This window comes from Phyllobacterium sp. CCNWLW109 (assembly GCF_037203905.1).
GTDB lineage: Bacteria > Pseudomonadota > Alphaproteobacteria > Rhizobiales > Rhizobiaceae > Phyllobacterium > Phyllobacterium ifriqiyense.
On the sequence record NZ_JBBCBK010000001.1, the window covers coordinates 525,927 to 542,833 of the forward strand.

Consider the following 16,907-nt stretch of genomic DNA (forward strand, 5'->3'; position numbering starts at 1 on the left):
TTGAGGGATGGCGCTGAGATCAACTGCATAGAAAAGGAAAGGCCTCTCTTGTTCAAGAGACCTTTCATCTGTGACTGGTTGATGTCCAAAGGCAAGACGTGCGCGACCCTCCAGATTCTTCAGGCGGGCGAAGATGCGCAGACGTCGGCATGCTTGTTGGGGTGTCTCGCTGGAATAAACGAACAACTCCAGGTGGATTTTATGTGGCAATTGTGCAATGATTAGATCGATGAGCAACACGGCAACTATTGATCATTTCAATTTGTGGTCATTCGATCTCAACCTGTTAATCGCGTTCGATGCCCTCATGCGAGACCGAAACGTGACGCAGGCGGCCTCGCGGCTGAAGTTACAGCAGCCTGCCATGAGCCATAATTTGGCTACCCTGCGGCTTCTGTTTCAGGACGAGTTGTTCGTCAGGGTCGGACAAGTTATGCAGCCGACACCTAGGGCGCACACACTTTCCGTTCCCATTCAGCAAATTCTCTCGCAGGCGCACCAGGCACTCATCTCAAAGGACGAGTTTGATCCCTTGAGTGAAACGCGCACATTCAGGATTGGCTTCTCCAGTGAGCTTGAAGTTATTTTGATGCCGGACTTGGTCGCAGTCTTGAGAGAAACGGCGCCGGGTATTAAGCTTCTCGCTCGTCCGGCCAATCCAGATCAGATCCATCGAATGCTCGACGACGGTATAATTGATTTGGGGGTAGGATGCTATGACGAGGGCGGCAGCCGGCATCGACGCCGGTTGCTTTTTGAGCAGTCATTAATGTGCTGCTACAATAAAGATCTTCTGCCTCTTGAGGGTCCGCTGGATAGGGCTACCTATCTTCGCCTTCAACATGCGCTTGTTTCGCAAAAAGATGCTATCGAGGGATGCCTTGACACTGCCCTCGAGAAGCTCGAGGTGAAGTTAAACGTCGCGATGGCCGCGCCAGAATTCTTGACAGTTCTGAGTGCAGTAACAAAGACCCCGCTCGTGGCTACGCTGCCGACCCGCATCATACAGCGCTATGCAAAGATTTTTGGCCTAACGGAAAGTCCCGTGCCTTTGGATCTGGAGGTCAGCCCGATCGCCATGGTCTGGTCTGCTCATTCCGATCGGGAGCCCGCTGCCAAATGGCTTCGCGATCAAATTGGACCGCTGGTCGAAAACTTCGGCTGAAGCACAGCTTATCAGCCGTAAATTCCTGATGGTAAATCCCAACAAACGATCGAATCCACTCGAAAGCATCTGTCAGCTCTCGTCGGCCCGAAGTTCGCCACGGTCTTCCGACACACTCAGTGGTATAATCGTTCGATACCCGTCAGCCCCACCTCCGCGAAGAATGCCTGGAGCGCGGAGGCCTCGTCTGGGGTTACGATCGTAGCGACATAGCCATCAGGCCGGACGAGCACCCATTCGCCGGGTATCAGTTCGTAGGCATCGCGGAAGTGACCATCCACATCCTTTAGCTCGCAGCCCACTCCGATCCGGTGAATGTGCAGGTCTTTTCGCCCCTTGATGATATCGCGCTCGGTCTCAAAACCGATGAGCGACCAGTGCGGACCGGTAAACAAGTCAAACAGGCGCCGAGAACATCCGGCCGCACCACGAAGCGGAGCGTCGGGAGCGCGATCTCCGGCAAGCAGAGCTCTCACGCATCCGGATGTGCTGAGTGTAAGCGGCGAGCCCGGATATCCGATGTCGAGCTGGTGCACTTCGCGGCCGCGCCGCATCTCCCCTCGCTTAGCGGCATCGAGAAGGCCAGCGGCAAGCCCGAGCATCGATTCCGCGACCGGGCGCCGCTCGCTTTCGTAGCTGTCGAGCAGGCGATCCGGAGCGCCGGTGAGCACCGCCGCCAGCTTCCATCCCAAATTATAGGCGTCCTGAATGCTCGTGTTTAGGCCCTGGCCGCCGGTCGGCGGATGGATATGGGCAGCGTCGCCGACAAGGAGTACGCGACCAATTTTGTAACGATCGGCAAGCCGCGCATTCATGGAGTAAGCAGAAGCCCAGGCCACTGACTGGAGCTTCACGTCATTACGCGCGGTCCTTTCGAGGATCATTGCTTCAATCCCCTCAATAGACAGATCGACCTCGCCGTCCCGCGGCATGGCTGCCTGGATCTGGAAAAGATCGGTTCCGGCAAGCGGGCAAATCGAGAGCATACGCTCCATGTTGCCGTTGTTGAACTGGTGCCAGATCTCGCGGTCGAAGCCGGTCAATGCGGCATCCGCCACCATTGCCCGGACGTCGAGCGTCTTGCCCGGGAAATCGACGCCGAGGGTACCGCGAACAAAGCTGCGGCCGCCGTCAGCACCTATGAGGTAGCGGCAGTGCACGACTTCCTCACCGGCAGAGCCGATCAGACGTGCGGTTACACTATGCTCATCCTGCTCGAAGCCCGCAAGTTCGTATCCAAATTCCACCTGATGGCCGAGCTCCACGAGCCGCTCGCGCATTAGCCGCTCCGTCTGGAACTGCGGGATCATCAGCGCGATGTGATAAGGCTCCGCCGGCGTCGGATCGTCCTTCTCGGCCATGTCCCTTTCGGCATAGGTACCATCACCCTGGTACTCGCGCATCCGGGGATAGGTGCCGCCTGCTGCCACAACTCGGTCTATGATACCCAGATCCTCGAATACTTCCTGAGTCCGCGGTTGGATGCCCTTCCCGCGCGAGCCGGAGAAAGGTTGATCCATCTTCTCGATCAGGCGAAACGGAACACCGCGCCGTGCGAGCTCGATAGCAAGTGTAAGGCCGGCTGCGCCGGCACCGCAGATCAGAACTGCGAGAGTGTATTCGTCTTCCATTGTCACCTCCAATGTGTATAATGCACATATCATCAGGAGACGTGGACGTGTCAACAAAAAAAGTGTATAATACACATATCAAGAAAAAGTTGCCCGAATTGCACCGCTCACTCATCGACATCGCCAGCCTTATGAACCGGCCCGAGCGTGATGCGCAGTTGCTGGAGCTGGCTGGCCTCACACTCGAGCGAGCGCTTTTTCCACTTCTCGTCACCATCGAGCGGCGGGGACCGATCGGCGTTGTCGAACTCGCCGAGGGTGTCGGGCGCGACTACACGACCGTCAGCCGCCAGGTCGCACGTCTTGAAGCGCTTGAACTCGTCGAGCGTCGCGCAGGTTCGACTGACAAGCGGGTGCGTGAGGCGGTGATCACTCCGCGGGGAAAGGAAGCGGCAGAGGCCGTGGATGTGGCGCGGGAAAAAATGGCCCTGGCTCTGTTCCGGAATTGGCCTCGCGAGGACTTCGATGAGTTGATCCGGCTTATGCGGATGTTCGCCGACGGCATGAGCAGGCAGCCAGCTGCCGACAAATAGGCGACTGACGTATAGTGCCCGAGGCACTCTGCCGTCACATCAGGCAGCCAACCTATGAATACACTTGGTGCGGACGCCAGGTCCCGCGGCCATCAATATCCGAACATCATACGGTGAACACGATGCGGTTCTTGTGGTCGACCTCAGGGCAATTGCCGTAGCGAAGCGCAACTGGCTTGAACTCTGCTAGTTCCAGGCTCTGCCACTTCCAGCGGCTTATTCAAACGTTGTAGCAGACCCTAAAAGTTATAATTGCCATCGGGTGCTCCGCCCTGGCTCATTGCCGCAGCCTTCAGGGCGATCCGTACCTCGCCTCACGATGGATCGGAAGGTTCCCAAAATTCTGAACGAATAAATATAAAATAAATGTGTATTATACACTTTTATGTTGCGTGCCACCGCAATTCATATTATGTGCATAATACACATTCAACAGATGGCGACAAAGCCCTGTGCGGCGAATTGATCATCCGCGACGCATGTGCGGTCAACAGCAGGGAATCGCGAGATGAACGCCAACGCATCTAAAGTAGCGAATGATAAAACAACGCCAAAACTTGATTGGCGCATGATGCTGCCGGTCTTCCTCAGCGTCAGCTTCTATGCAGCAAGTGCTGCTGCTGCTTTACCAATTTTACCATTCTACCTAAAGGAAATGGGCGGAACGCCGCTTATTTTCGGCCTGGTGATCGCGACCGAAGCTCTCACCCAATTTGTGGCCGCGCCACTTATCGGTCAGCTTTCCGATCGCTTGGGACGCAAAAAAATCCTGCTCGCAACGCAAGGCGCTGCTTTTGCCAGCTTCCTTTTGCTCGCGCTGGCCACGGCGGTGTTTCCCGTTCTGTTGGCGCGCATGCTGTTCGGCTTTACGGGAGGGACATTCACCGCTGCCGCCGCCTATGCCGCAGACCACAGTTCTGCAGCCAATCGGCGCCAGGCCATTGGCGTTTTGAATGCCGCTGTCGGACTTGGTGGTATCGTGGGAGCAGGCCTGTCAGGTTATTTGTCCGGCATCTCGCTGGCCGTTCCGATATACGCCGCCATGGCGCTTTCGGCGGCCAGCCTGCTGGTAACTGCTATCTGGATCAAGGGCAGCCAGACCGCATCCCATGGCTCCGATGAGCCGGCTAAAAATGAAGCCTCCATCGACAAGGTCTCTTTCAGGTCGATCGTCAGCTCTCCTTTGATCCGTGTGCTTGTGATCGTGCTGCTTTGCTACTTCTTTGCTTATGGTATGTATGGCTCCCAGATCGCCAACTATCTTCAGGCGACCTTCACCAGTGAAGGCAATTCGTTCGGGCCACGCGAACTCGGCTACATAATGGCTGCCGACGGTGCGATTAACATTCTTGTCCAGTTGTTCCTGCTGCAATGGCTCGGGCGATACTTCACGGAGCGTCGGCTGATCGTTCTTATATGTGCCATTGTGGCCGTCGGCTACATCACTGTTGGCTTTGCGATGACGCTTCCGGTCATTGTCTTCGCCCTCCTTTGCGTGAGTGTCGGTGACGCCTTGGCGCGCCCTACCTTCATCTCGGCGCTTTCTGTTCATGCCCCGCGCGAACGTCAAGGTATCGTGCTGGGAACGACCCAGTCGCTGCTTTCTGCTACGGAGGCCGTCTCTCCCGTAATCGCCGGCTTCCTCATTGGCCAGGCACTTTATGGTGTTTGGACCGGCACGATCATCGCCTTCGTTGCGATTGCCGCAGCAATCGCCTGGAAAAGACTTCCCCTCACTGATCCGGAGGCGGAGGGGCAAGGCGAACCTGTAAAGATATGATCGCCGCTACAACAGCCGCGCTCCTAACCTAACTCGGCTCGAGAGAACCACCCAAATGACAAGCCAAAATATATCGGAAAACAGAAACGATATGCGGCCGGCGGGAGACACAGCAATGGGTTCCGCCATGGAGGATGCCCTCTTTCGCTTCCATGCAAGGGCGCTGGCTGTTCGCTTCGTGATCACGCGATCGATGCGGACATTAATATCGATTTTGCCCATCGCGTTGGTTTTGTCTGGATGCACACACGGTCAAGAGCGCGCTTTCGACGCCCTTGAGGCGGATAATGCCTTGATCGCGGGATATGGTGAAATCCGCACTTACCGCTATTCCACGCGCAACGAAGCGCTTGCAAGACATCGCGACTGGATGGTCAAGACCCAGTCCGAAAACAAAAATATACTGATGATCTCCGGTGGCGGCGGCAGCGGCGCTTTCGGTGTCGGCGTACTCGCGGGGTGGACTGCCACGAACAAGCGCCCGCGTTTCGACGTCGTAACCGGCGTCAGCACAGGCGCCTTGATTGCGCCATACGCCTTCCTGGGCAGTGCTTACGACAAGACGCTGGTACATCTGTTTACGGGCGGTGCCGCCCAGGAACTTGTCGCGTTCAACGGTCCCTTCGGGGTGTTCGGCTCAAGCCTGCTCAAACCCGGGCCGCTCAAAGGTCATGTCGAACGTTTCATCACACCCCATGTCCTCAACCAGATTGCTGCCGAACACCGCAAGGGGCGACGGCTGCTTGTTCTCACGACAAACCTCGATACCCAGCGCGGCGTGATCTGGAACATGGGTGCCATTGCTGCAAGCGGGAATCCGGATGCCCTGAAGCTGTTTCGAGACGTTGTCGTCGCCTCGGCAAGTGTCCCAGGCATCTTTCCCCCCGTCATGATCCAGGCAACGTCAAACGGGCGGCAGTTTCAGGAACTGCACTCAGACGGAGGATCAACGTCTCAGATCCTGACACCACCTCTTCTCGTTGAAAACGCGCTTTTTTCCAAGAGACCCGTTCAGCAAAAAGTTCATCTGTACGTGATCGTCAACAACGCGCTCATTCCCGAGTTCAATGTCACGCCAAACAGGACAGTGTCATCCCTCGGTCGGGCATACTCGACCTTCCTTAAGTCTCAGGCTCAGAGTGAATTGACCGCGCTTTACAACCATGCCCGCCGCACGGGTGCAAGTTTCCATGTTGCATCGATCGAGGTCCAAATTCCCTATTCGATGCTTAATCCACTCGACAGCAATTACATGCATGCCGTGTACAGACATGGCTACGAACAGACGATCTCCGGCGCAATGTGGAAGCATATGCCAGTCTTTCCGCTCAAACTCTTGCAGCCCGTTGCGCGGTGATTTCCGTCATCGAGACATGCGGAGCTATCCTTTGTCAATCTCTCATATAGCGCCTCATCAATCGACCGTCGATTAAAGTGGCAACCGTAAAATGTGTATGATACACTTTTTTACTGACACGAGGCAGCCTCTCCTAATATGTGTATAACGCACATGCAGGTAGGCTCGGGATGACAGATGTAGTTGATAAGTCGCGCTCGGAAGAGGCGCGTGGAAACGGCCTCCTTCCGATTTTCGCGATCGTTGTCGTGGATACTGCCGGCGCAGGTCTTATTCCTGCCTCTTCTACCATTTTACGCCCGGCATTTTGGCGCCACGCCGCTTGACGATCGGCTTTCTATTCGCAAGCTTTGCCATCTGCGAGTTTTTCGCTGGGCCGATCCTGGGAAACGCCTCTGACAGATTGGGACGCGAGCGGTTGCTTTTGGTCAGTCAGACGGTCACGGTGACGCCTTGATGGCGTACGCACTTGCACGGTGCGATCTTGATCACGCGCCAGCCTATCTTGAATCCTCGAACCCGCGCAACATTCCCTTCTACCGACGCTACGGCTCTGAACCGCTCGGCGCGATCCGGGTCGGTTCGTCGCCGACGCTCGTCCCGATTGGAATGGCTCGAAGATTTCCTAGAGATTGTCGCAACGCGAAATTTTTCTACAGCGGCGACTGCCCGCAACATCTCACAACCGGCATTCAGTCGCCGGATAAAATCGCTGGAAAACTGGATTGGTGCTGATCTTGTTGACCGGAGTACCTACCCTGTCCATTTGACTGACGCGGGTAATATGTTCTTGCCAAGATGCCAAGAGCTTATTCGTGATGCCTACAGGTTGCGTACTGATTGCCGCAATGTCGCGGGAGCAAGTTCTCAGTTGATTACATTTTCCGCCCTGCATACACTTGCCATCTATTTTTTCCCGACTTGGATCAGTACGATTCAGGTGCCCAGACTTCCGCTACGAAGTAGCATGGATGCGGCAGATTTTCTCGAATGCATCGAGAACCTGTCGTCAAGTCGGTGTGATTTCACGCTTACTTATGATCACCCCGACGGACCGCCGGTTCTCAAAACCGGGCCATTTGAATCGTTGCAGGTTGGCAGTGACAGGCTGATACTAGTGTCCGGCACTGATGAAACCGGCAAACCCATATTCGATGTGGACGGAACCAGCGACGCCGAAATTCCCTACCTTGCTTACTCCTGGAGCGATGGGTATCTGGGAAAACTCATCTCACTGATACGAGCCCGTTGGCGCCGTCCATTGAACCTGACGACAGTCTATCAGTCCTCGCTTGCCGAAAGCATTAAGCATATGGCAGTAGCCGGCAGAGGGGTTGCTTGGTTGCCGCAGAGTTGCGTTCGCAAATCAATCCTGCAAGGCGAACTGGTGCAAATAGGGGGACAGCAAATGACGCTGGAAATGGAAGTGAGAGTCTTCCGGCGAGCCGGTTCCATGCAACGTGAAAATGATGCGTTGTGGAAACTGATGGCGCAGAGCGCTGAAAAACGCATTTCACGGGACGCAGCAATCACACGGTAATGCAAATCCCACGCCTATGCAAAATCCGATGGGGTCATGCGAAATTCGCATAATGTTCTAAGAACGCTTGGTTGGCGGGTGGTACGGCTTCGCGTTAGTTGCCCGATCGTGTTTCCCAACAGTATCGTCCTAATGTTACGTAAGTCTCTTAACCCGCATTTCGATTTACCACTATTGACAAGATGACCGCTTGTTAGGTTCGATAGCACTCGCAATCTGTTCCTTTCCACGAGAGTATCGCTCTACCCATGGTGAACGCTGCATCTACGATCCTTCCTGACGATGTCATTTTGGCCGTCGAAAATCTTGAAGTCTGCTTTGCCTCGAAACTTCCAAAACCCATACCCGTCGTAAACGGGGTTTCATTTACAATTTCACGAGGAGAAACCTTGGCGCTGGTGGGAGAGTCGGGTTCCGGCAAATCTGTTACAGCGATGACCGTCATGCGGTTGACCGAACATGATGGTGCCAAAATTACGGGCGGTCGGGTGCTAATGCGGCTCAAAGACGGTCAGGTTGCCGATCTGGCAAAGCTCAATAGTCGACGAATAGAAGATCTACGTGGGTTTGAGATATCAATTGTATTTCAGGATCCGATGTCGAGCTTGAATCCAGTTTTCACAGTAGGCGATCAAATTGCCGAAGCAGTCATTCGCCACCAGAAGAAATCTGCGAGGCAAGCACGCGAGATTGCACTTCAAGTTCTGAAGCTGGTGCGCGTCCCTGATGCCGCCAACCGGTTGGACCAGTATCCACATCAGCTTTCGGGAGGCATGAGGCAGCGTGTGATGATCGCCATCGCTTTGGCGTGCAGACCATCCTTGATGATTCTGGACGAACCCACGACAGCGCTGGATGTGACAATACAGGCGCAAATTCTCGATCTTGTCCGCGCTTTGCAAAAAGAAATAGGTATGTCTGTTCTATTCATCACCCACGACATGGGTGTAGTTGCAGAAGTGGCTGATCGCATTTGCGTCATGTTCAAAGGTAAAATTGTCGAGACAGGCTCCGTTTACGAGATTTTTGAGTCACCGAAACACCCTTATACGCAAGCCTTAATTTCCGCAGTACCGCGTCTGGGAAGCATGGCAGAGACCGACGTTCCGGAGAAGTTCCCGCTGGTGATCTTCGAGCCCGCGCAAAAATTGTTGGAAGAAAACCGATGAAGGGAATTGGCATTGATGCGGAACGCAAGCCCTTAGTTGAGGTGCGGAATCTCGTGACGAGATTCGATCTGAAGGGGGGAGTTCTAGGTCGTTCCTCCGGACGTGTGCATGCGGTGGAAAACGTTTCGCTGGATATATTTCCGGGCGAGACCCTGGCGCTGGTGGGAGAGTCCGGTTGCGGCAAGTCGACGGTGGCACGCAGTATCATGCAATTGGACCGGCCTGTGTCCGGTTCGGTCCGGTTCGATGGTAGCGAAATGATTGGTGCGTCGAGGAAGACGATGGCCCGTTTCAGGCGCGAAGCGCAGATGATCTTTCAGGATCCTTTTTCATCGCTCAATCCTCGTATGACGATTGCTCAAGCACTGATGGATCCTATGAAGGTGCATCGTATGGGTTCGTCAAAACAATTACTTGCGCGCGCGGCAGAATTGTTGGCAAAAGTCGAGCTATCCGCGGAATACCTTGACCGTTACCCTCACGCATTCTCCGGAGGACAACGACAAAGAATTTGCATTGCGCGTGCTCTAGCTCTTGATCCGAAATTGATTATCGCAGACGAGGCTGTTGCGTCTCTCGATGTTACAATTCAAGCGCAGGTCATCAATCTATTGATGGATCTGCAAAGGGAGTTTCACCTTACGCTTCTGTTCATCAGTCACGATATGGCTGTCGTGGAACGCATCGCGCATAGAGTGGCGGTCATGTATCTTGGGGAGATCGTCGAAGTTGGTGATCGCCGTTCGGTTTTCAATAATCCGCAACACCCTTATACACGCAAGTTACTGTCTACTGTTCCGATTGCTGATCCAACGCAACGTAGCGAGTTCAGAGAACCCATGGTTGACGAGATACCGAGCGCAGTACGCCCTCTGGATTTCGTGCCAGTCGAACTGCCGATGATCAAAGTTTCACCAACGCATTCCGTCCGACAGTCCATCGCGTACTGAGCGATAGACTGCCGAGTGCGCCGTTCTTCGGCATGGGTTTTGTCGCAACGGCGCAGGGAAGCGCCACGAGCCGGTGCCTGCGGCCAGTTATGCGGCAAGTATTTCGAACTGTTCTACCAAGGGGGGATCCAGATTGAAGGCATATATCTCCTGTCGCTTGCGCATCATGTGGACTATCTCGATGCCAGACAGGGTGATCGGGGCTATAGTCAACTCGGTTTCGGTACGTACCACTGAATAGGCGAAACAAAACAGTCCCTCAAGCGGCATTGTAGACATTGAGCTACAATTAAAAATGCTTGAAAATCGCGCATTATCGGCATTTTCAAAGGAAGGGTTGCTGATCACTTTCCTGTTTGTACGCAGCAGTAATCTATAGGTCAGCGGTTCAGTTCCATTCAAGACCTGAGGCCATCTGCCTCTCTTTCAGTGATGAACCACAACGTGAAGACGGTTTTTGGATGTGGTTATTTCTGAACGTTTCGTCGACATCACCATTTGGGACGATGGACGATCAACAAAGACAGCCAGGTACCGCTTGACCAGACCCCAGGTTCGTCATCGTGTTCGGCGGCTCGGGCTTTCTCGGAGGATGACGGCGTGTTTATGGTTTCCGGCAAAGTCATCGGCCGTCGGCCGCTATTTCGTCCAGACTGGGCCTGGCGCTCCGGCGCGTCAGGAGGACATGATGCGGCAACTTTCGGCGCAGCGCCGGCAGGCGTCCACACACGCCTGCATATCTCCGATCCGCTCGCAGTCATCCGCGCACTCGGTACAGATTTCGGCGCATTGAGAGCAAGTATGCCTGTGGTGTGGCGAAGCCGATAGCATGAAATGTGCTGAGGTCCGGCACATTTCGGCACAAGCCATCATGAGGGTGAAGTGTTGTTTCTCGACATGCGCGCCACCCATTTCAAGGCAATGGTTCATCGCGGTCGACAGGCAGACTGAATAGCAGCGCAGGCATTCTTCGACGCAGGCCTGCATTTGGGGGCTTATATGGGTCACGGTTATGCTCTCCTATGGCCGGCGATTCGCGGAATGATCCTGCTGCTCTGTCTTGATTGCGTTGCCGTCCTGGCCGCGCTCCTTCGAATGCTGTTTCTTGTCGCGGTTCGAAAGAACCTCGTTGTCTCCGACCGTGTCTCCATCGATCTCGGTCATTGCGCCGGCGCCGGCTCCTTTTCCCTGTGTTCCCTTACCGAAATGCTTCTTGTTGCTGTGGGCCATCTCAAAGTCCTCCGCTTTCGTCGGCGAGCCAAAAATTGATGATTTTCAAGAAACCCGGGGCGACGAAATTTGTTCCGGAACCTGCGCGCTCTTCATGAGTTCGTACACGTAAGGGGCCATTAAGGCGAGGAGGCCTCGATGAGAATCCAGCCGGCCCGTTAACACCAAAGAAGCGGTCAGGTCATGTGTTTCGTGCTGGCAGAGCATGTCGATGATGGTCAGGTGGCGAAGGTCTGGCGGGCACTCCCCAAGAGATACCGCGACAGCCAAAACTCCATTTCCTGACGCAACTGAAGCGCGCCTAACCAGAGTGAGGAGAGATTCGAATGGCCAATCAGCATCCAAAGACTCAAACGCCGTCAGACAAGGATTTGCGACAAAACCCTGGGATCGGCACTTCCAGGGGCACTATCAAGGGTGGAGACATCCTTGACGCGGACGAAAGCCTTGACGGAGACAACACGTTCAAGGGTGACGTCGAGAATGATGTCACCGCGCAAGGTGGCGTCGATCCCAATCGCACTGGACGCACCAATAAATAACAGGAGGCCGATATGGCTGGCCCGAAAACCCACGAGCAACAGCGGCGCATTATCGAGAAGCGCGAAAACACCAGCAATGCCGGCGACGACTTCAAGGTCGACGAAGAGCTGAAGCGATCAAAACAGGCGCGGGATGCCCATGTCGGCGGCGAAGGCCTTCACGACAAGCGGGTCGAGCTAACGGACAAGGACGACCGGCAGATTATCCGCGGCGAAAACCAGGAAAGCGCGCATCACAAGCCGCGCGCGGACGGCTGACGGTGTTGGATTTCGCGTTCGCCAGACATCGCATGGTTGAAACGCACATCGCTCGCAGAGGGGTGCGCGACGAGCGGGTTCTTGCAGCTTTGCGTCGGGTCGCCCGTGAGTCCTTTGTGGACGAAGGGTTCGAAGAATTCGCCTATGAAGACAGTCCGCTGCCTATCGGCAGTGGCCAGACGATTTCCCAACCGTTTATCGTCGCGAGAATGGCGGAAGCAGCCGAGATCGAACCATCGGATCGTGTCCTGGAGATCGGTACGGGCTCCGGCTACGCGGCAGCGATTCTGGCCGAGCTGGCCTCCGAGGTCTTCACCATGGAGCGCCATGGCGAACTCGCAAGTGAAGCCGAGCGGCGTCTCCACCGGTCCGGCTATAGCAATGTGACGGTGAAGGTCGGCGACGGCACCTTGGGCTGGACCGAGAGGGCTCCATTCGATGCAATCGTGGTCGCGGCCGGCGGACCCTCCGTCCCGGTAACTTTACAGGAGCAACTGGACATTGGTGGACGGCTGGTGATCCCGGTTGGCGAACATCCGGAAGAACAGCGGTTGCTGCGCGTCACACGGATGTCTGCCACGAAGTTCGAGGAAGAGGATCTCGGCGGCGTGATGTTCGTGCCGCTTGTTGGCGCGGAAGGCTGGATCGAGCAAGACAACGGGCGTTCGCCTGGCCCGGTCCGTAAATCTCTTCAGGAGCTGATCGGCGAGGCAGCCGAAGAGCTTCCCGCGATCGACGCTTCGGGTTTCGGAGCTCCGTTCGATCGCTTCGGCGACCGGCGGGTTATAACACTGACCTTCCTCGTTCTGGCCGCCATCGCCTGGCTATCGCTTCTACTCGCAACGTGGCTGTGGCCTTCCGCTGATCCTGACACCATCGAGCACGGCCACGACGGGCTCGCGCCCGATCACCCGCATTGGCAGGAGGGGCGGTCCACTGAAGGAAAGCGGCATTCCCATCCTTTCGTCATCGATCGCCACCACCATGAATGGCCGCATGTGGGTTAGAAAAGCCATACCAGCCGTAGAGCAACAATATGGGTGATGTTGCCGTCTATGCCGGGCTGTTTGCAAGTGCCTTGATCGCCGCTACCATCCTGCCCATGCAATCCGAGGCACTTCTGGCTGGGCTATTGCTTGACGGAACCCATTCCACCGTGATCCTCATCACGGTGGCGAGCGCGGGTAACATCCTGGGATCGGCCATAAATTGGCTACTCGGCGCTGGCATTGAACGGTTTCGGAACCGATACTGGTTTCCCGTCAGCGGGAAATCTTTGGACCGTGCAGCCGGATGGTATAGCCGCTATGGTAAATGGACATTGCTGCTGAGCTGGATGCCCATCGTCGGCGATCCACTGACCGTCGTTGCCGGCGTGCTGCGAGAGCCGTTCTGGAGTTTTCTCCTGCTTGTCGCAGTTGCAAAGATTGGCCGCTATCTGGCCGTACTTGCCCTGACGACCGGATGGATGGGTTTGTCATGATCCAATGGGTGATCGACTTCCAGCGAGAAATCTATCTCGCCTTTGCCGAGCACATCAATGCTTTTGCAGGCGACAGAAGCTGGGCTGCCTATGGAGCCTTCCTCCCAATGGGTATTTTGTTCGGTGCGTTGCATGCCATGACGCCAGGTCACAGCAAGACAATCCTTGCGACATATCTCGCGGGATCATCCGCCAGTATGGCCCGGGCACTTCTGACCTCTCTTGCCTTGTCATTCACACATGTCACCTTGGCGGTATTGATTGCTGTGCTATCGCTGCCACTCGTATCGGTTGCTCTTGGCAGCGTGGGGCGTGCCCCTTTGCTTGAAGGCATCAGTCGCGGACTTCTCGGGCTGATCGGCCTGTGGATGCTCTGGCGCGCTTTGAGGCGTACAGGTCATCATCATGATACCGGAGAGGGGGCGGCATTTGGTTTCATGGCCGGGCTGATCCCGTGCCCGCTTACCTTGTTCGTCATGACTTTCGCCATGACCCGCGGCGTGCCGCAAGTCGGCGTTGCCTTCGCGGCCATGATGATGATGGGCGTGACATTGACCCTTTCAACGGTAGCCTTGATGTCGGTATTCTTCAGCCGCCAATTGATCCGGCTGTTTAAAACCAGACCGCGACTGATTGCAAACACCTCCAGATCAATAGAAGCAATTGCCGGACTAATTCTGGTGCTGGTCGCGGTTCGCGAAGTTCTGGTTCGATGATCACGGAACTGCTTGCGTCGTTGCCAGTTTTTATCGGTCACGGCGGCGGGCTCCAGAGGGCCCTAGTCGAATAGATGGCTTGACATAATTTCGATAGCTGGCAATTTAGTGTGCATGGGGATTGCGATCTCCCCACGAGGCGACAGCCCAAGTATCGCGTCCAACAAACCGACTTGACGGAAGGACGCGACATGTCTTCTACGACGACTATTTCACATGACAAGCTAACCCGGTTGATCGGCACTCCGCTCAGCCCTGTACTCATTGATGTGCGCATTGATGATGATTTTGCGCTGGATCCGCGATTGATACCAAGCTCACGCAGGCGGTCTCACAAAAACGTTGGCGACTGGGCACGTGAACTGACAGGCAAAAGCGCCATCATCATTTGCCAGCAAGGCAAGAAGCTCAGCGAAGGAACTGCGGCGCTGCTGCGTCATAACGGCATCCTCGCCGAGAGCCTTGGCGGCGGGTGCGAGGCATGGATCGGTGCGGGACTGCCTGTAGTCCCTGTATCGAAGCTGCCGCCCCTTGACCAAAAGGGAAAAACCGTATGGGTGACGCGTGCCCGTCCCAAGGTCGACCGGATAGCCTGCCCATGGCTGATCCGTCGTTTCGTCGATCCTGACGCCGTGTTCCTTTTTGTGACCCCTTCTGAAGTTGCAGCCGTTGCGGATCGGTTTGACGCCGCGCCGTTCGACATTGAGGACGCGTTCTGGAGTCACAGGGCTGAACTTTGCACCTTCGACGTAATGATCGAGGAATTCGGCCTTAAGTCGGAAGCTCTGTCGAGGCTCGCTACGATCGTAAGAGGAGCCGACACCGCAAGGCCTGGTCTCGCTCCGGAGGCTCCAGGCTTGCTGGCGGTCTCCCTTGGCCTATCGCGGATGTTCTCCGACGATCTGGAGCAACTGGAAGCAGGCATGCTGCTTTACGATGCCTTTTACCGATGGTGCCGGGATGCCACGGACGAGACACACAACTGGCCCAACCGAAAGCCTGGTGCGTGAGATGTCGGATATTACAGGCAAAACTGTATCGGTGCCGACCGAGGCCCATGGGGGGCACGGCATCTCCTTTGGCGAGGCTGTCCGTGTCTGGGCCCGCATTGCCGCGCTGAGCTTTGGTGGCCCGGCGGGCCAAATTGCGGTTATGCACCGCATCCTCGTCGACGAGAAGCGATGGATCGGAGAGGGCAGGTTCCTGCACGCCTTGAACTACTGCATGCTCTTGCCGGGCCCCGAAGCACAACAACTCGCCATCTATATTGGCTGGCTTTTGCACAAGACCAAGGGCGGTCTTGTCGCAGGAATCCTGTTCGTGCTGCCCGGGTTTTTGTCGATCCTGGCGCTGAGCTACATCTATGTGATCTTTGGCAATGTCGGGGTGGTGGAAGGCCTGTTCTTTGGCCTGAAGGCGGCCGTTTTGGCGGTTGTCCTGCAAGCCGTGGTCAGGATCGGCAAACGAGCGCTGAAAAACCGGCTGATGGTATTGATCGCCGTCGTCGCGTTCCTTGCCATTTTTGCTTTCCGGGTGCCGTTCCCGCTGATCATCCTGACGGCCGGTGTTGTTGGCTATGTCGGGGGAAGAGCAGGATCATCTCGGTTCCAGATTGGTGGCGGTCATGGAGCGTCAGGCCCTGGGTTGGCCGATGAGGATTCCCTGGTTGGTGAACTGACTCCAGCGCACGCCCGTCCCAATCTGAACTGGTCGTTGAAAATATCGGCAGTGTTTCTTGTCCTGTGGCTGGCACCCGTTGCTGCAATTCTACTGATAATGGGGCCAGACAGCGTCTTCAGCCACATCGGCATCTTCTTCAGCAAAATGGCGATGGTTACTTTTGGTGGAGCGTATGCGGTCCTTTCATATGTGGCTCAGGAAGCCGTGCAAAACTACGGATGGCTCCAACCCGGCGAGATGCTTGATGGTCTAGGCATGGCGGAAACGACACCGGGACCATTGATTCAGGTCGTTCAGTTCGTCGGTTTCATGGGAGCCTTGCGCGATCCCGGCACGCTTTCTCCTTTAATGGCTGCGACTCTCGCGTCCATCCTGACGACCTGGGTCACCTTCATGCCCTGCTTTCTCTGGATATTTCTCGGTGCGCCCTTCATAGAAGGCCTGCGCAACAATCGCGCTTTGACAGGAGCCATGTCGGCGATCACTGCTGCTGTGGTTGGGGTCATCGTGAACCTGGCGGTCTGGTTCTCCCTTCACGTCGTTTTCGCCGACGTCGATCGCTGGCATGGATATGGGATGACGCTGGATGTGCCCATCTTGGCGTCGATCAATGTCGCATCAGCCAGCCTGGCCATCCTCGCGCTGATTGCCATCTTTCGGTTCAAGGTAGGTATGATCCCCACCTTACTGGCGGCATCTGTCGCGGGTATTCTGTACCGTCTGGCCGCCGGATCGGTTTGAATGAGAAGCTAGCTCCAATTGATCGCCACCGATAGTGCACGCGTCTTGAATGGCGGGAGACAGGACCCGCCCGAAACGACTTGCGATAATCAGCTCCTAATCGGAATTGTAGACGTCTACGCTACAATGAAA

15 protein-coding genes and 4 pseudogenes are annotated in these 16,907 nt (G+C 55.7%); 15 read left to right on the forward strand and 4 right to left on the reverse strand.

What is annotated here, in order from left to right:
• Positions 1 to 229 precede the first annotated feature (229 nt).
• Positions 230 to 1,165, forward strand: a complete 936-nt coding sequence (locus V9K92_RS02595) for a LysR family transcriptional regulator (protein WP_337353181.1) — start codon at positions 230 to 232, stop codon at positions 1,163 to 1,165.
• A gap of 116 nt (positions 1,166 to 1,281) precedes the next feature.
• Here V9K92_RS02595 and V9K92_RS02600 read toward each other — a convergent pair whose 3' ends face one another.
• Positions 1,282 to 2,796 (reverse strand): FAD-dependent oxidoreductase, encoded by a 1,515-nt coding sequence (locus tag V9K92_RS02600; protein ID WP_337353182.1) that lies wholly within the window; start codon positions 2,794 to 2,796, stop codon positions 1,282 to 1,284.
• A gap of 20 nt (positions 2,797 to 2,816) precedes the next feature.
• Between V9K92_RS02600 and V9K92_RS02605 the strand changes: the two genes are divergently transcribed.
• From V9K92_RS02605 to V9K92_RS22820, 7 genes and pseudogenes are all read left to right on the forward strand, one after another.
• Positions 2,817 to 3,329, forward strand: a complete 513-nt coding sequence (locus V9K92_RS02605) for a MarR family winged helix-turn-helix transcriptional regulator (protein WP_337353183.1) — start codon at positions 2,817 to 2,819, stop codon at positions 3,327 to 3,329.
• 508 nt (positions 3,330 to 3,837) lie between these two features.
• The gene (locus V9K92_RS02610; RefSeq protein WP_337353184.1) at positions 3,838 to 5,109 is read left to right on the forward strand and encodes an MFS transporter; all 1,272 of its coding nucleotides are present in this window, start codon (positions 3,838 to 3,840) and stop codon (positions 5,107 to 5,109) included.
• 193 nt (positions 5,110 to 5,302) lie between these two features.
• The gene (locus tag V9K92_RS02615) at positions 5,303 to 6,466 is read left to right on the forward strand and encodes a patatin-like phospholipase family protein (RefSeq protein ID WP_443094440.1); all 1,164 of its coding nucleotides are present in this window, start codon (positions 5,303 to 5,305) and stop codon (positions 6,464 to 6,466) included.
• Positions 6,467 to 6,636: 170 nt separating this feature from the next.
• A complete protein-coding gene (locus tag V9K92_RS02620) occupies positions 6,637 to 6,792 on the forward strand; it encodes a hypothetical protein (protein WP_337353186.1) in 156 nt (51 codons plus the stop codon).
• A gap of 103 nt (positions 6,793 to 6,895) precedes the next feature.
• Positions 6,896 to 7,072 (forward strand): annotated as a pseudogene (locus tag V9K92_RS02625) (GNAT family N-acetyltransferase); the annotation flags it as partial.
• Complete coding sequence (locus V9K92_RS02630) at positions 7,071 to 8,006, forward strand: LysR family transcriptional regulator (RefSeq protein ID WP_337353493.1); 936 nt, start codon at positions 7,071 to 7,073, stop codon at positions 8,004 to 8,006. The pseudogene V9K92_RS02625 and the gene V9K92_RS02630, both read left to right, overlap by 2 nt.
• Positions 8,007 to 8,254: 248 nt before the next feature.
• Positions 8,255 to 10,125, forward strand: a pseudogene (locus tag V9K92_RS22820) (ABC transporter ATP-binding protein).
• Positions 10,126 to 10,212: 87 nt separating this feature from the next.
• On the opposite strand, the pseudogene V9K92_RS02645 reads toward V9K92_RS22820, so the two are convergent.
• From V9K92_RS02645 to V9K92_RS02655, 3 genes and pseudogenes are all read right to left on the reverse strand, one after another.
• Positions 10,213 to 10,329: pseudogene (locus V9K92_RS02645) on the reverse strand (IS6 family transposase); the annotation flags it as partial.
• A 471-nt stretch (positions 10,330 to 10,800) separates the two neighbouring features.
• Positions 10,801 to 11,133, reverse strand: a complete 333-nt coding sequence (locus tag V9K92_RS02650) for a four-helix bundle copper-binding protein (protein WP_337353189.1) — start codon at positions 11,131 to 11,133, stop codon at positions 10,801 to 10,803.
• Between the two features lie 12 nt (positions 11,134 to 11,145).
• Positions 11,146 to 11,355 (reverse strand): hypothetical protein, encoded by a 210-nt coding sequence (locus tag V9K92_RS02655; RefSeq protein WP_337353190.1) that lies wholly within the window; start codon positions 11,353 to 11,355, stop codon positions 11,146 to 11,148.
• A 326-nt stretch (positions 11,356 to 11,681) separates the two neighbouring features.
• Here V9K92_RS02655 and V9K92_RS02660 point away from each other — a divergent pair, with 326 nt between their 5' ends.
• The 7 genes and pseudogenes from V9K92_RS02660 to chrA all read left to right on the forward strand — a co-directional run bounded on the left by V9K92_RS02660 (position 11,682) and on the right by chrA (position 16,775).
• Positions 11,682 to 11,897 (forward strand): hypothetical protein, encoded by a 216-nt coding sequence (locus tag V9K92_RS02660; RefSeq protein ID WP_003555073.1) that lies wholly within the window; start codon positions 11,682 to 11,684, stop codon positions 11,895 to 11,897.
• A 12-nt stretch (positions 11,898 to 11,909) separates the two neighbouring features.
• A complete protein-coding gene (locus tag V9K92_RS02665) occupies positions 11,910 to 12,155 on the forward strand; it encodes a hypothetical protein (RefSeq protein ID WP_337353191.1) in 246 nt (81 codons plus the stop codon).
• Positions 12,156 to 12,157: 2 nt separating this feature from the next.
• A pseudogene (locus V9K92_RS02670) lies at positions 12,158 to 12,949 on the forward strand (protein-L-isoaspartate(D-aspartate) O-methyltransferase); the annotation flags it as partial.
• 242 nt (positions 12,950 to 13,191) lie between these two features.
• On the forward strand, positions 13,192 to 13,638 hold the full coding sequence (locus tag V9K92_RS02675; protein ID WP_337353192.1) for a YqaA family protein: 447 nt from the start codon (positions 13,192 to 13,194) through the stop codon (positions 13,636 to 13,638).
• On the forward strand, positions 13,635 to 14,354 hold the full coding sequence (locus V9K92_RS02680; RefSeq protein ID WP_337353193.1) for a nickel/cobalt transporter: 720 nt from the start codon (positions 13,635 to 13,637) through the stop codon (positions 14,352 to 14,354). Before V9K92_RS02675 ends, V9K92_RS02680 begins: the two co-directional genes overlap by 4 nt.
• A gap of 191 nt (positions 14,355 to 14,545) precedes the next feature.
• Positions 14,546 to 15,364 carry a sulfurtransferase/chromate resistance protein gene (locus V9K92_RS02685; protein ID WP_337353194.1) on the forward strand — a complete coding sequence of 273 codons (819 nt, stop codon included), beginning with the start codon at positions 14,546 to 14,548 and terminating at the stop codon, positions 15,362 to 15,364.
• A gap of 1 nt (position 15,365) precedes the next feature.
• Positions 15,366 to 16,775 carry a chromate efflux transporter gene (gene chrA / locus V9K92_RS02690; protein WP_337353195.1) on the forward strand — a complete coding sequence of 470 codons (1,410 nt, stop codon included), beginning with the start codon at positions 15,366 to 15,368 and terminating at the stop codon, positions 16,773 to 16,775.
• The last annotated feature ends 132 nt before the right edge of the window (positions 16,776 to 16,907 follow it).